This window comes from Streptomyces sp. JLYT201, from assembly GCF_059448825.1.
The window spans coordinates 5,814,870-5,829,718 of the sequence record NZ_CM182551.1 but is presented as its reverse complement, the minus strand read 5'-3'; the positions used below and the strand labels follow the sequence as shown (position 1 = coordinate 5,829,718).

General features: G+C 71.6%; 11 protein-coding genes. 7 read left to right on the top strand and 4 right to left on the bottom strand.

Annotation, left to right across the window (positions count from 1 at the left end; all coding sequences use genetic code 11):
* The first annotated feature begins 45 nt into the window (after nt 1-45).
* On the top strand, nt 46-1,836 hold the full coding sequence (locus tag AC5WAM_RS24445) for an LCP family protein (protein WP_366791477.1): 1,791 nt from the start codon (nt 46-48) through the stop codon (nt 1,834-1,836).
* A 143-nt stretch (nt 1,837-1,979) separates the two neighbouring features.
* Complete coding sequence (locus AC5WAM_RS24440) at nt 1,980-3,728, top strand: LCP family protein (RefSeq protein ID WP_495518807.1); 1,749 nt, start codon at nt 1,980-1,982, stop codon at nt 3,726-3,728.
* Nucleotides 3,729-3,762: 34 nt separating this feature from the next.
* Here AC5WAM_RS24440 and AC5WAM_RS24435 read toward each other — a convergent pair whose 3' ends face one another.
* The gene (locus AC5WAM_RS24435) at nt 3,763-4,803 is read right to left on the bottom strand and encodes a glycosyltransferase family 2 protein (protein ID WP_366791479.1); all 1,041 of its coding nucleotides are present in this window, start codon (nt 4,801-4,803) and stop codon (nt 3,763-3,765) included.
* Nucleotides 4,804-5,001: 198 nt separating this feature from the next.
* Here AC5WAM_RS24435 and AC5WAM_RS24430 point away from each other — a divergent pair, with 198 nt between their 5' ends.
* Nucleotides 5,002-6,489: an LCP family protein gene (locus AC5WAM_RS24430; protein ID WP_495518806.1), complete on the top strand. Its 1,488-nt coding sequence runs from the start codon at nt 5,002-5,004 to the stop codon at nt 6,487-6,489.
* Nucleotides 6,490-7,059: 570 nt separating this feature from the next.
* Here the strand turns inward: AC5WAM_RS24430 and AC5WAM_RS24425 are convergent.
* Nucleotides 7,060-7,608, bottom strand: a complete 549-nt coding sequence (locus AC5WAM_RS24425; RefSeq protein ID WP_366791481.1) for an acyl-CoA thioesterase — start codon at nt 7,606-7,608, stop codon at nt 7,060-7,062.
* Nucleotides 7,609-7,737: 129 nt separating this feature from the next.
* Here AC5WAM_RS24425 and AC5WAM_RS24420 point away from each other — a divergent pair, with 129 nt between their 5' ends.
* Both AC5WAM_RS24420 and AC5WAM_RS24415 read left to right on the top strand, forming a co-directional pair.
* Nucleotides 7,738-9,066: an LCP family protein gene (locus AC5WAM_RS24420; RefSeq protein WP_495518805.1), complete on the top strand. Its 1,329-nt coding sequence runs from the start codon at nt 7,738-7,740 to the stop codon at nt 9,064-9,066.
* A 161-nt stretch (nt 9,067-9,227) separates the two neighbouring features.
* Nucleotides 9,228-10,349, top strand: a complete 1,122-nt coding sequence (locus AC5WAM_RS24415) for a dipeptidase (protein ID WP_366791483.1) — start codon at nt 9,228-9,230, stop codon at nt 10,347-10,349.
* A 34-nt stretch (nt 10,350-10,383) separates the two neighbouring features.
* Here the strand turns inward: AC5WAM_RS24415 and AC5WAM_RS24410 are convergent, their stop codons facing one another.
* A complete protein-coding gene (locus AC5WAM_RS24410) occupies nt 10,384-11,709 on the bottom strand; it encodes a UDP-glucose dehydrogenase family protein (RefSeq protein ID WP_495518804.1) in 1,326 nt (441 codons plus the stop codon).
* 220 nt (nt 11,710-11,929) lie between these two features.
* Here AC5WAM_RS24410 and AC5WAM_RS24405 point away from each other — a divergent pair, with 220 nt between their 5' ends.
* Together AC5WAM_RS24405 and AC5WAM_RS24400 are read left to right on the top strand one after the other, a co-directional pair.
* Nucleotides 11,930-13,087 carry an acyl-CoA dehydrogenase family protein gene (locus tag AC5WAM_RS24405; protein ID WP_242718841.1) on the top strand — a complete coding sequence of 386 codons (1,158 nt, stop codon included), beginning with the start codon at nt 11,930-11,932 and terminating at the stop codon, nt 13,085-13,087.
* Between the two features lie 130 nt (nt 13,088-13,217).
* Nucleotides 13,218-13,811, top strand: coding sequence for a GNAT family N-acetyltransferase (locus tag AC5WAM_RS24400; RefSeq protein WP_495518803.1), 594 nt, complete (start codon nt 13,218-13,220; stop codon nt 13,809-13,811).
* 15 nt (nt 13,812-13,826) lie between these two features.
* Here the strand turns inward: AC5WAM_RS24400 and AC5WAM_RS24395 are convergent, their stop codons facing one another.
* On the bottom strand, nt 13,827-14,747 hold the full coding sequence (locus tag AC5WAM_RS24395; protein ID WP_366791490.1) for an alpha/beta fold hydrolase: 921 nt from the start codon (nt 14,745-14,747) through the stop codon (nt 13,827-13,829).
* Between the last annotated feature and the right edge of the window lie 102 nt (nt 14,748-14,849).

Below are 14,849 nucleotides of genomic sequence, written 5' to 3'. Positions count from 1 at the left end.
CGTGGGCCCAACCGGGGAGAGCGAAGCGACTTCCATGGAAGGGCGGTGGCGGGAGACGGGCGGGCAGACAGCATCGACCCCGCAGACCAGTGGGTACTCAATCCGCAGACCGGCGACTACGAGCTGCGACTGAGCCCTTCCGCTGAGCAGTCGGCGCCCCAGACCGGCGTGCCGGGTCCGCGCAGGGCGGCGCCCCGGCGGGGAGCCCCGCGCCCGGCGGATCCGCAGCAGGACGCGCCGCAGCAGGGCGCCCCGCGCCCGGGCACGCGCGGGCCCGAGCGCCCGGGCGGCCGCAGCGGCAGCCGGGAGCAGCAGGTGCCGGGCCAGCGCAGGCGCCGCGCGGCGCAGCCGGAGGCGGCGGGCAGCCGCCGCAAGGGCAAGACCAAGAAGAAGAAGTCCACGGGCAAGCGGATACTGGCGTGGACGGGGGGCTCGGTCGCCTTCGTGGTCGTCGCGGCCGGCGTCGGCGGCTATCTGTACTACCAGCACCTCAACGGCAACATCACGGCCGTCTCCGACGACGGCGCGGGCACCGGCGGGTTCAGCAAGGACCGCGCGATCAACATCCTGCTCATCGGCACGGACAAGCGCAGCGGCTCGGGCAACAAGGGCTACGGCGACGAGGGCAGCGTGGGGCACGCGGACACCACGCTCCTGCTGCACGTGTCCAAGGACCGGTCCAACGCGACCGCGCTGAGCATCCCCCGGGACCTGATCACCGACATCCCGGACTGCCCCACCAAGCAGGACGACGGCTCCACCAAGACGATCCCGGGCTCGCAGAAGGTCCGCTTCAACGAGAGTCTCGGGCAGAACGAGCGCACGCCCAGCTGTGTCATGCGCACGGTCACGCAGATCACCGGCATAAAGCTCGACCACTTCATGGTGGCCGACTTCAACGCGGTCAAGACGCTGTCCAGCGCGGTCGACGGCGTGGACGTGTGCCTCGCCAAGGACTTCGACGACCCCAAGTCGCATCTGAAGCTGCCCGCGGGCAAGCACTCGATCGAGGGCGAGGAGGCGCTGGCGTTCGTCCGGACCCGGTACACCGTGGGCACCGGCGGTGACCTCAGCCGGATCCAGCTGCAGCAGCAGTTCCTCAGCTCGCTGATGCGCAAGCTGAAGTCGAAGGGCACGCTGACCAGCCCGACGAAGATCATAAGTCTGGCGGAGGCGGGCACGAAGGCGCTGACCGTCGACTCCAAGATCAAGGACATACTGAAGCTCCGCGACCTCGGCATGGAGCTCGGCAAGTTCGACATGAAGAACCTGACCTTCGCGACGACCCCGGTGGTCGACAACCCCGCCGAGAAGAAGCCCATCACGGTCGTGCTGAACAAGGCCAAGGCCGACGAGCTGTTCTCGATGCTGCGCGAGGACGTGTCGCTGACCGAGGTCAAGAAGAAGGAGAAGAAGGAGAAGGCCGCCGTGGCCGCGCGGCTCAAGGGCCCGCGCGCCGAGGCCGGTGACGTGCGCGTCGACGTCTACAACGGCAGCGACCGCAACGGCGCCGCTCAGGAAACTCTCAGCTGGCTGCAGAACACTGAGGGCGTGACGAAGTCCAGTCAGCTCGGCAACGCCGGCAAACAGGGCAAGACGACGGTGGAGTACGGCGCGGGACAGGCCGACGAGGCCCGCAAGCTGGCCGACCTCATGGGGCTGCCCGCCGCCGCCCTGAAGCCGGGCAAGAGCGAGAAGAACGCGCAGGGGCTGCCGGCGATCGTGCTGACCCTCGGTGCCGACTTCAAGGGCGCGGGGGTGCCCGTCAAGGCTCCGTCGAAGGCTCCGGACGGCATCCAGAAGGTCGAGGCCGACAAAACCGTGTGTGCCAAGTGACCTGAGGCGGTCGTTTCACGTCTCACAGAACGCCCCGGTGGTTGAAGCGTGACATACCGCGCCGACTGCCGGGGCGGCGGCAGCGTGCCGCAAGTGGCCACGGGTGGGCCACACTTGGGAAGCACGGCGGGGAGGGACAGGGGATGGGGCAGAACAGCGTGCGTGGGGAGGGAGTGTCCTCGGGGGCGGGCACTCACGAGGCCACGAGTGAGCGGTCCCGCGCGGAAGGCAGCCGTCCGGACAGCGACGCCGACGCGGAGCCACACGCGCGGGACACGAAGGACCCGGGGCCGTCCCGCGGCACGGCGGGCGAGAGCCGCTCCCGCGGAAAAGGCGGCACGGCGAGTGAGGGCCGCTCCCGCCGCAAAGAGGCCCGGGGCTCCCGCAGCCGCACGCGCCGCGCGGCGCCCCGGCGCAAGCGGCGGGTACTGCGCTGGTCGGCGACCGTCCTGGCCGTGCTGATACTGGGCACCGCGGGGGCCGGATACCTCTACTACCAGCACCTCAACAGCAACCTCGAAACGGACGACCTGAACCTGGGCGACCACCGGGCGCCCGCGCCCACGCCCAACGCCGCGGGCCAGACCCCGCTGAACATCCTCCTGATCGGCTCGGACGCGCGGGACTCCAAGGCGAACCAGAAGCTCGGCGGCGCCAAGGACACCTTCGGCGGCCCCCCGCTCGCGGACGTGCAGATGCTGCTCCACCTGTCGGCGGACCGCACCAACATGTCCATGATCAGCATGCCCCGCGACACGCTCCTGACCATCCCCAAGTGCACGGACCCGGACGACGGCAAGGTGTACGACGAGCTCGGGCCGCGGGCGATGACGAACGAGTCCCTGGGGCGCGGCGGCCCCGGCTGCACGGTCGCCACCTGGGAGAAGCTGACCAACATCCGCATCGACCACTTCATGATGGTCGACTTCTCCGGCGTGGTGTCGATGGCCGACGCCATCGGCGGCGTCCCCGTGTGCGTGGACAAGAACATCCACTCGCGCACCAGCACGGGCAAGGGCTCCGGTCTCAAGCTGCCCAAGGGCACCTCGAAGATCCAGGGCGAGCAGGCCCTCCAGTGGCTGCGCACGCGCTACGGCTTCGAGGACGGCAGCGACATCGGCCGCGCCAAGGCCCAGCACATGTACATGAACTCGCTGGTCCGCACCCTGCGCGACAACGCGAGCCTGACCAGCCCGAACCGGCTGCGCAAGCTCGCCGAGAACGCCACGAAGGCCCTGAAGGTCGACCCGGGCCTCGGCTCGGTCCTCAAGCTGTACGACCTCGGCAACGAGCTGAAGAAGGTCTCGCCGGAGCGCACGACGATGACCACGATGCCGTTCGAGTACTCCGGTTCGCGCGTGGTGCCCAAGCCGGGCGACGCCGAGCAGCTCTTCCGCCTCGTACGCGACGACATCCCCCTGGACGGCAAGGGCAAGAAGAGGAAGCCGAAGGAGAAGCCGTCCGACGACCCGGCCGCGCCGGACGCCGACATCGCGGTGCAGGTCCAGAACGGCACCCGCACCGCCACCGAGCCGCCGGTCAGCGGCCGGGCGAGCGCGGTGGCGCAGCTGCTCACCGCGGCGGGCTTCGCCAAGGCGGCGCCGGACACGGCGACGGCCCTCACCGAGGCCAGGACGGTGGTGCGCTATCCGTCGATCGACCTGGAGGGCGACGCCCAGCGGGTCGCGAAGTCCCTGGGCCTGCCGCTGAGCGCGGCCAAGAGGTCGACCGACGTCTCCGGCGTGACGCTGGTCGTGGGCGCCGACTGGCGCGCGGGCGACAAGCCGGAGAAGGCGAAGAAGCAGGACGACTCGACGCCGAAGTCGGCGGACGCGCTCAACGGCTCCGACAAGAAGGCGTGCATGAAGGTGGACCCGAACTTCACCTGGTGAGGCAGGAGTCCGGGTCCGGCCGCGGGCCCCGGGGTCAGGCTTCCTGGGGCTTGCGGTCCGTACCGAGGACCGCGGGGCGGCGCGAGGCGATGACCTTCTTGGCGAGCGAGCGCGGGCTGGTGAGGAAGCCCCAGCCCCACGACATGTGCATCGTCGCGAGGGCCACGGGGATCTGGAGGCGCGCCTTCAGGGGCAGGCCCTTGCCCGCGGGCACGGACCCGGCGACGATCGCCGCCAGATAGCCGCCGGGGATCACCAGGCCCCACGGCGTCAGGGCCGCGCCCACGACCAGGCCCGCGGCGATGGCGCACACGGCCGTCGGCGGCGCGAGGTAGCGCAGGTTGATGGAGCCCTCGTGGTAGCGGGCGACGACGTGCCGCCAGCGGCCGTAGTCCTTGTACTGCTTGGCGAGTGCCTTCACGCTCGGGCGCGGCCGGTAGGAGACCTTCAGCTCCGGCGAGAACCAGATGAGGCCGCCCGCCTCGCGGATGCGGAAGTTCAGCTCCCAGTCCTGGGCGCGGATGAACTCCTCGTTGTACCCGCCCTGTTGTTCGAGGGCCTCGCGGCGGAAGACGCCCAGATAGACCGTCTCGGCCTGCTGGGCGGCGCCGCCGGTGTGGAAGGCGGCGTTGCCGACGCCGATCTTCGAGGTCATGGCGGCGGCGACCGCGTGCTCCCAGTCGTTCTGGCCCTCGGCGTGCATGATGCCGCCGACGTTCATCGCGCCGGTCTCCTCCAGGAGGCGTACGGCGGTGGTGATGTACCCCGGCGAGAGCGCGGCATGGCCGTCCACGCGCACCACGATCGGGTGACGCGAGGCCTTGATGGCCGCGTTCAGGGCCGCGGGCGTACGCCCCGTGGGGTTCGGGACCGTGTGCACACGGGGGTCCTCCGCCACCAGCTCGGCGGCGATCTCGTCCGTGCGGTCGGTGGAGGGGCCGAGTGCGACGACGACCTCCATCTCACCCGCGTACTCCTGCTTGAGGATCGCGTGGACGGCTTCGCGCAGATGCCGCTCCTCGTTGAGGACCGGCATGATCACGGAGACGGCGGGAGGCTGACCGTCAGAATTCACGTGCGGAGTTTCCTTCTCGTCTCGCGGCCCGGGTCCCCCGGGGACGCCCCCGGAGAATGCAGCATCGGGCGTCACGTTACCGCGAACGGGGGACACGGGCGCGCGCCGTCCGGGTCGCTACCCCGGGCCGCAGATCGTATGGGCCTACGGTTCTGGCGTCCCCCGGCTCACGCCGCGACCGCGGAGGTGTCCTCGCACGTGCCCGCACCGCACCGCTCCCCCGCCCCGCCCCCGCGCCGGCCCCACCCGCCGCGGCCGCCGCGCCCCCCGGCCCGACCGGCGCCCCGGCGGACGCGGCGGCCGCGCTGGGCGATGCGGATCGCGACGGCGCTGTCCGTCACGGTGCTCGGCGCCGCCGGCATCGGGCACTCCGTGGTCTCCAGCCTGGACACCGGCATCAGGCGCGTCGACGCCTTCAAGGACATGAAGAACCGGCCCGAGGGCAGCCACGGCACGAACGTGCTGCTCGTCGGCACGGACGGGCGCGACAGGATCAGCCGCGCGGAGAAGAAGAAGTACCGGCTCGGCGGCGCCCCCTGCCACTGCACGGACACCATCATGATCGTGCACATCTCGGAGGACCGGGAGCGCGCCAGCGTGGTGAGCCTGCCCCGGGACTCGTACGCGGAGCTGCCGCCGCACGTCGACCAGAACTCGCGCAAGCACCACAGGTCGCACCCCGTGAAGATCAACGCGGCGTACGCGGAGGGCGGCCCCAACCTCACCGTCCGCACGGTCGAGCGCATGACGAAGGTGAAGATCGACCACTATCTGGAGGTCGACTTCACCAGCTTCATGAAGACCGTCGACGTCGTCGGCGGCGTGGAGATCTGCACCGCGATCCCCCTGAAGGACTCCTACACGGGCCTCGACCTGTCCGTCGGCACGCACCAGCTCAGCGGGGGCCAGGCGCTGCAGTACGTACGCTCGCGGCACATCGACGGGGCCGCCGACCTCGGGCGGATGCAGCGCCAGCAGCGGTTCCTCGCGGCGCTCATCGCGAAGGCCACGAGCAGCGGCGTGCTGTTGAATCCGGTCAAGTTCCGCGACGTCTCGAAGACGCTGCTCGGCTCGGTGCGGGCCGACGACGGCTTCGGTACGACGGACATGCTGGCGCTCGGCCGGGCCATGCGGAACTTCTCGCCGTCGTCGTCGGAGTTCACGACCGTGCCGCTGGCGCCCAAGGGGCAGCTGATCCCCGGTGTCGGGTCGACGCTGAAGTGGGACCCGCAGAAGTCCGCGAAGCTGTTCCAGGCGCTGCGCGACGACAAGCCGCTGGCTCCGCACCGGGAGCGGCGGAAGGTGGCGCTCGTGCCGGTCTCCCCCGAGCAGATCCGGGTGCAGGTCGACAACGGCACGCGGACGTCCGGGCTGGGGCGGCAGGTGGACTCCGCCCTACGGAAGTCCGGCTTCCGCACCTCCGGGGTGCCCGGCTCCGTCCCCCTCGCCCCCGGCGCCGGCCCGCTCGCCCGCACGGTCGTGGCCTACGACCCGCGCTGGGACCGCTCCGCGAAGTCCCTGGCCACCGCGTTGCCCGGCTGCGAGATGCGGCGGGTGAACGGGCAGGGGCCGACGCTGAAGGTGCTGGCCGGGGCGGATTTCCGCGGGGTCCGCGCGGTCCGGGCGGAGGACGCCCACCAGGGCGAGTTCGGCGCCATCACGGGCGACCAGGTCATCTGCCCCTGACCGCGGGGCCGCCGCCTCCAGGCCTGCCGCTGGGGGCACCCGGGGGATCCCGCGCTCCGCGCGGGTGGGTGGGCCCACCCACCCGCCCATAGAAGGAACGGCGGGAAACAGGGACAGCGAACAGTGAGGGCAGCCCCGCCCCACCGGACCCACGGTGGCCACGCGCGGGCGGGCCGGGCTTCGCGCAGCTGGGGCGAGCCGGGCGCGCTGCATGGGGGCCGGGCTTCGCGCAGCCGGGGAGAGCCGGGCGCTCCGCGTCGGGGCCCGGCCCCGCACAGCCCGGGAGAGCCGGGCGGGCGGGTGGGAAAACCGCCGCGGTAGCGGCGCAAACCGGGACGGCACCACCTGCAGGCGCACCGCGTCGGGGCCCGACCCCGCACAGCCGGGCAGACACGGGCGGGCGGGTGGGAAAACCGCCGCGGTAGCGGCGGAAACCGGGACGGCACCACGCGCGGGCGCACCGCGTCGGGGCCCGGCCCCGCGCAGCCGGGAGAGTCGGGTGGGCGGGTGGGGGAAGACCCCGGCGCGGTAGCGGCGGGGAGGGCGGGGCCGCGGTGTCGGAGCCGGGGCTCAGTCGTCGTAGCCCTCCCGGGCCCGGGCTTCGCGGAGGTCCTTGATGGCCCGCCGCCGTGCCAGCCGATGGGTGCGGCGGATCTGCGCCTCCTGGTAGCGACGCCGGTCCCGGTCGGTCTCGGGCTCGACCGGTGGCACGAGCCGCGGCTTGCCGTCGGCGTCGACCGCGGCGAAGACCAGGTACGCGGAGCCCACCTGCTGCGCGGGCGTCGACTCGTTCCAGCGCTCGGCGAGCACGCGTACGCCGACTTCCATGGAGGTGCGTCCGGTCCAGTTGACCTGGGCTTTCACATGGACGAGGTCGCCGACGCGCACGGGTGAGAGGAAGGCCATCTCGTCCATGGACGCGGTCACCGCGGGCCCGCCGGAGTGGCGCCCGGCGACGGCGCCCGCCGCGTCGTCCACGAGTTTCATGATCACGCCACCGTGCACCGTGCCGAGGAGGTTGGTGTCGGCGTGGGTCATGATGTGGCTGAGGGTGGTGCGGGACACCGAGGTCGGCTTGCCCGGAATCTCCGGCTCCGGAGCAGTGGCCTGATCTGTCATGCCCTCCACCCTATGTCGCCGGGGGCATCGTGCCGGTTACGGGCGCATTGCCACAGCTCTGCAACAGGCGTGACCCGAAATCACGCCCTCCCTGTGAGGGAGGGCGCGCGGCACTGCACACTAAGCCACATGAGCGATTGGCCAGACGCGCGGAACGGCAACAACGGGGACCGCCACGGGTACGGCAGCGGCAACGCACAGCCCGAGGGCGCCCGCGTGATGCGCCACGTCCAGCGGCCCGACGGAGTCCCGCGCCAGCCCTCGTACGACGCCAACGTGTACGACGACCTGTACCGCGACCAGCGGGCCCAGCCCGGGCAGCAGCACGCCCAGGGCCCCGGCGGCCCGGAGGGCTACGACAGCGGCTACAACACCGGCCAGGTGTACGGCTCGCCCGCCGGACCCCGCCGCGGCCAGGCGCCCGGCGGCCCGCAGGGACCGGGCGGCCCGCCCGCCCCGCCGCGCCCGAAGCCCCCGGTGAACTGGAAGAAGCGGATCACCTGGGGCCTGGTCACGTTCCTCGCCCTGCTGATCGTGGTCTCCGTGAGCACGTACTTCTGGGCGGACTCCAAGCTCAAGCGCGAGGTCGACCTGTCGAAGGTGATCGAGCGGCCCGCGGGCGGCAAGGGCACGAACTACCTGATCGTCGGCTCGGACAGCCGCGCGGGCATGTCCGACGAGGAGAAGAAGAAGCTCCACACCGGCTCGGCCGAGGGCAAGCGGACCGACTCGATGATGATCCTGCACGTCGCGGACGACGGCGGGAACACGATGATCTCGCTGCCGCGCGACTCGAACGTCACGATCCCGTCCTTCAAGGGCGCCGAGTCGGGCAAGCTCTACCCGGCCACGGGCCGCCAGACGAAGCTGAACGCCGCGTACGCCGAGGACGGCCCCGAGCTGCTCGTCCGGACCGTCGAGGCCAACACGGGCCTGCGCATCGACCACTACGCGGAGATCGGCTTCGGCGGCTTCGCGAAGATCGTGGACGCGGTCGGCGGCGTCGAGATGAACATCCCCAAGGGCTTCAAGGACAAGAAGTCCGGCGCGGACTTCGAGGCGGGCAAGCAGAAGCTGAACGGTGAGGAGGCCCTGGCCTTCGTCCGCACCCGCTACGCGCTCCCGGGCAGCGACCTGGACCGCACCAAGAACCAGCAGAAGTTCCTCGCGGCCCTGGCCAACCAGGCGGCGACGCCCGGCACGGTGATGAACCCGTTCAAGCTCTACCCGATGATGGGCGCGGGCCTGGACACGCTGATCGTCGACAAGGACATGGGCCTGTTCGACGTGGCCTCGATGTTCTGGGCGATGAAGGGCGTCACGGGCGGCGACGGCAAGTCCATGAACATGCCGATCTCGGGCTCGGTCGGCGGCAACCTCGTCTGGGACAAGGCGAAGGTCAAGCAGCTCGTCGAGCAGCTCAACAACGACGAGACGGTGACCGTGTCGGGCAACTGACCGGACACCCGAAGCCCGCGGGCCCCGCCGTCACCGACGGCGGGGCCCGCGGCGCTCCCCCGCCCGCATACCCCGAACGCTCCGCCCGCCGCGAAGCCGCGGGCTCGCCGTGCGACGGTGGTGGACCAGCGAGAAAGTGCCCACCGGACCGCGGAGCTGCCATGGCGGACCTGCAGGACGAATTCGACACCACCGCCGAGGCCGGAGAGCTCGACCGGCTGCCGGACGCCGTACCAGGCGCCGGGGCGGCCGCGCCCGAGCCCGAAGCGCGCCTCGACGACGCCGACGGGCGGGCCCGCGCCCTGCTGGCCGCGCATCCCGTCGCCGACGGCTACAGCGGCCTGCCGTGGGCGCTGCGCGGCCTTCCGTACTGCGACCTGGAGTCCGGCGACAGCTGTTTGGAGACCGATGTGCCAAGGCTGAGAGCGGGTGCGGTCGGCGCGCAGTTCTGGTCGCTGCACGTGCCCGACGAGCTCGCCGGTGACCGTGCGGTGAGCGCGACCCTGGAACAGCTCGACCTGGTGCGCCACGTCGTCACCCGCTACGGCGACGACCTGCGGCTCGCCCGGGACGCCTCGGAGGCCGCCGACGCCCGCAACCACGGCCGCGTCGCCACCGTCGTCGGCCCGGCGAGCGCCCGTGCCATCGGCGACTCGCTGGGCGCGCTGCGCTCGCTGCACGCGCTCGGCCTGAGCGTCCTCACGCTCGCCGACACGTCGTGGGCGGGCGGGGACGGCCTGAGCGCCTTCGGCGAGGAGGTCGTACGGGAGATGAACCGGCTCGGCGTCCTCGCCGATCTGTCCGGGGCGCCCGAGGAGACCGCGCGCCGGGTGCTCTCGGTGTCCAGGGCGCCGGTCCTGTTCACCCGGTCCGGGGCGCGAGCGCTGTGCGAGCACCCCGCGAACCTCAGTGACGACCTGCTCGCCGCCGTGGGCGCGGCGAAGGGCCTGTGTCTGGTGCCCTTCGCGACCGAGCAGACGGGGACCTCGGTACGGGACGTCGTGAGCCATCTGGAGCACGTGCGCCGGATCGCGGGGCCGGAGTGCGTGGGGATCGCGGGCACGTACGACACCACGGCCGCGCACCCCCAGGAGCTCGACGACGCCTCGTGCTTCCCCCGGCTCGTCACCGAGCTGCTCGGGCAGGGCTGGAGCGATGCCGAGATCGGGGCGCTCACCTGGGGCAACGTCCAACGCGCCCTGCGCGGGGCGGACTTCACGGCCCGGGCGGCGCGGGAGCGCAGGGGCGCTTCGACCGCCACGATCAGCCGACTCGACGGCTAGCCGGAGCGGCGGGGCCCGGTGTCCGGGCCCCGGGTCAGGCTCCGGGCCTGCCCATGGCGCGGTACGTCCAGCCCCCGGCGCGCCAGCGCTCCGGGTCGAGCGCGTTGCGCCCGTCCAGCAGGACGCGGTGTCCGGCGACGGCCCCGAGCGCCTCGGGGTCGAGGTCGCGGAACTCCCGCCACTCCGTGAGGTGCAGGACGACGTCGGCGCCCCGGACGGCCTCCTCGGCGGAGGCGGCGTACCCGAGCGTCGGGAAGAGGCGGCGGGCGTTGTCCATGCCCTTGGGGTCGTAGACGGTGACCTGGCCGCCCTGGAGGTGGATCTGCCCGGCCACGTTCAGGGCGGGCGAGTCGCGCACGTCGTCCGAGTCGGGCTTGAAGGTGGCGCCGAGGACGGCCACCCGCTTGCCGAGGAAGGAGCCGCCGCCGACGGCCTCGCGGGCCAGCTCCACCATGTGTCCGCGGCGGCGCATGTTGATGGAGTCGACCTCGCGCAGGAAGGTGAGGGCCTGGTCGGCGCCCAGCTCACCGGCGCGCGCCATGAACGCGCGGATGTCCTTGGGCAGGCAGCCGCCGCCGAAGCCGATCCCGGCGCGCAGGAACTTGGCGCCGATGCGGTCGTCGTACCCGAGGGCCTCGGCCAGCTTCACCACGTCGCCGCCCGCGGCCTCGCAGACCTCGGCCATGGCGTTGATGAAGGAGATCTTCGTGGCGAGGAAGGAGTTCGCCGCCGTCTTCACGAGTTCGGCCGTGGGGAAGTCCGTCACGACGAAGGGGGTGCCCTCGGCGACCGGCTTCGCGTAGACGTCGCGCAGCAGCTTCTCGGCGCGCTCGCTGTCCACGCCGACCACGATCCGGTCCGGGTGCAGCGTGTCGTCCACGGCGAAGCCCTCGCGCAGGAACTCCGGGTTCCACGCCAGCTCCGTGCCCTCGGGAAGGAGCCCGGACAGGCGCTGGGCCGAGCCGACCGGCACCGTGGACTTGCCGACGACCAGCGCGCCCGGCTTGAGGTGCGGGGCGAGGGAGGCGAAGGCGGCGTCGACGTAGCTCATGTCGCAGGCGTACTCGCCGTGCTTCTGCGGGGTGTTCACACAGACGAAGTGGACGTCGCCGAACTCCGCGGCCTCGGCGAAGTCCATCGTGAAGCGCAGCCGGCCGCTGGACCCCTCGATCCCGGCGACGTGGCGGCGCAGCAGCTCCTCCAGGCCGGGTTCGTACATGGGGACTTCGCCCCGCGTGAGCATCTCGATCTTCTCGGGCACGACGTCGAGCCCGAGGACCTCGAAGCCGAGCTCCGCCATGGCCGCGGCGTGCGTGGCGCCGAGGTAGCCGGTGCCGATCACGGTGATCTTCAGGGCCATGAAGTGCTCCAGAGGTGTACTGGCCGGGGTGCGCTGCCCGAGCATAGTCGGGGCGCGGTCAGGCGTGCCCAGGGCTCTCACCGGGCACGTTTCCCCCTGTCGTCAAGCTCACGTATCCGTGGCGCGGGCGGCACCCTAAAATTCGAGTACCCATCGTGTTACTTAACGGTAATTAGCAAGGGTGACTAGCGTCCACAGCGTCCTTGGAGCGTGAGAGACCTTGGCCGGATCGGCTGACTTCGACCTGTACCGCCCGTCCGAGGAGCACGACATGCTCCGCGACACGATCCGCTCGCTCGCCGAGTCGAAGATCGCGCCGTTCGCCGCCGCCGTGGACGAGGAGGCCCGCTTCCCGCAGGAGGCCCTGGACGCCCTGGTGGCCTCCGACCTGCACGCGGTGCACGTACCGGAGAGCTACGGCGGCGGTGGCGCCGACGCGCTCGCCACGGTCATCGTGATCGAGGAGGTGGCCCGCGTCTGCGCGTCGTCCTCCCTCATCCCGGCCGTGAACAAGCTGGGCTCGCTGCCCGTGATCCTCTCCGGCTCCGAGGAGCTGAAGAAGAAGTACATGACGCCGCTGGCCAAGGGCGAGGGCATGTTCTCGTACTGCCTCTCGGAGCCGGACGCGGGTTCGGACGCGGCGGGCATGAAGACGAAGGCCGTGCGCGACGGCGACTCCTACGTCCTGAACGGCGTGAAGCGCTGGATCACCAACGCGGGCGTCTCCGAGTACTACACGGTCATGGCCGTCACCGACCCGGAGAAGCGCTCCAAGGGCATCAGCGCCTTCGTCGTGGAGAAGGGCGACGAGGGCGTCTCCTTCGGCGCCCCGGAGAAGAAGCTCGGCATCAAGGGCTCGCCGACCCGCGAGGTCTACCTCGACAACGTGCGCATCCCCGCCGACCGCATGATCGGCGAGGAGGGCACGGGCTTCGCCACGGCGATGAAGACGCTCGACCACACCCGCATCACCATCGCCGCCCAGGCCCTCGGCATCGCCCAGGGCGCCCTCGACTACGCCAAGGGCTACGTCCAGGAGCGCAAGCAGTTCGGCAAGCCGATCGCCGACTTCCAGGGCATCCAGTTCATGCTCGCCGACATGGCGATGAAGATCTCCGCCGCCCGCGCCCTGACCTACCAGGCCGCGGCCGCCTCCGAGCGCGGTGACGCCGACCTCACCTACCTCGGCGCCGCGGCGAAGTGCTTCGCCTCCGACATCGCCATGGAGGTCACCACGGACGCCGTCCAGCTCCTCGGCGGCTACGGCTACACCCGTGACTACCCGGTCGAGCGCATGATGCGCGACGCCAAGATCACCCAGATCTACGAGGGCACGAACCAGGTCCAGCGGATCGTGATGGCCCGCAACCTGCCGTAGCCCCGACCGGATCGGCCCCTTCCCGCACGCACGGAAGGGGCCGATCCGCTTGTGGGGAAGGCGAGTTGGCACCCTCCCGCCGGGCACCCCCTCGCCACTGGACGATCACCCAATCTGCACAATCGGCCGCATGGCTCTCACCTCGACTCCCCGGCCCGTCACGCCCGATGACCTCCCGGCGCTCAGCGCGACGCTGACCCGGGCCTTCGCGACCGACCCGATGATGCGGTGGCTGTTCCCCGACGACAGCACCCGCAAGGAGCGCCTGGAGCAGTACTTCGCCACGCTCTACACGCGCCACTACGGGCCCAACGGCCTGTGCGAGCAGACCGGTCCGGCGGCCTCCTTCTGGCTGCCGCCGCAGGACGAGGGCGGGGGCGAACCCGACGAGGGCCTGTTCGACGAGCTCGGCGCCATCCTGGGCGAGTACGCCGTCCGCCTGAAGGCCAGCTACGAGGCGATCAGCCGGCACACGCCCGCCGAGCCGCACTACTACCTCGCCGTGGTGGGCGCCGACCCCGCCGCCCGGGGCCGGGGCCACGGGAGCGCCCTGCTGCGGTCGGGCCTGGCGCGGGCCGACGCGGAGGGCATGCCCGCGTACCTGGAGTCGTCCAAGGCCGGCAACGTGCCGTTCTACGAGCGCTTCGGCTTCACGGTGCGGCAGGAGCTGAGCCTGCCGCTCGACGCCCCGCCGGTGTGGCTGATGTGGCGGGACGCCCGCTAGCGGCACCGCGGCACGTCAGGCGAAGAACTCCACCAGCTCCGCCGTCACCTGCTCCGGCCGCTCCTCGGGGAGGTAGTGGCCGCTGCCCTCGATCCGCCGCAGGCGGAAGTCCTCGGCGTGGCCGGGCAGGATGGCGCGCAGATGTGCGTGGCTGCGGTCGCCCGCCAGCGCGAGGACGGGGACGCCCACCCGGTCGTACGTCTCGAAGTCCTCGATGTCCTGGAGGAACGTCTGGTACCAGGCGTTGCCCGCGCGGATCGCTTCGGGCGTGGCGTAGGCCGCCGCGTACACCGCGCGCGAGCGCGCGTCGATCGTGGACTGGTCCTGGAGCAGATAGCCGAAGAGCCAGTCGACGAGGACGTCGGTCCGACCGGCGAGCAGCCGCTCCGGCAGGCCCTTGACCTGGTTGAACGCGAACCACCAGAGATAGACGCCGCCGGGGGCGGCCTCCCAGTCGGCCCCGTCGCCGACCGGGAGCAGGGTGAGCTCGCGCAGGCTCGGGTCGGGGTGGGCCACGTCCAGGAGGGCCAGCTTCCGGGTGGCTTCGGGGTGGTTGACGGCGAAGGCGTGGGCGACCATCGCGCCGATGTCGTGCCCGGCGAGGTGCACGCGGTCGTGGCCGAGGTGACGGACCAGCGCGTGGACGTCCTCGGCCATCGTCTTCTTGTCGTAGCCGGACGGCGGCTTCGCGGAGCCGCCCATGCCGCGCAGGTCCACGGCTATGACGCGGTAGCGGCGCGCGAGGGCCGGCATGACCTTGTGGAACTGCCACCAGGTCTGCGGCCAGCCGCCGAGCAGGACGAGCGGGTCGCCGCTGCCGCCCGCCACGTAGTGCAGCCGGACGCCGTTCACCTCGGCGTACGCGCTGGTGAAGTCGCCCTCCAGGGACTGGGCCAGCTCCTCGTCGGTGGGCACGGCGGGAACGGTGTCGGACATGGGGGTCTCCTTCGAGAGTTTTGTACTGCTCAGTTCATAACCTCTGCGAGGACGGTAGCCCATTCAGACCGATCGTTCAAGAATGAGGGACGACGAAGGGGC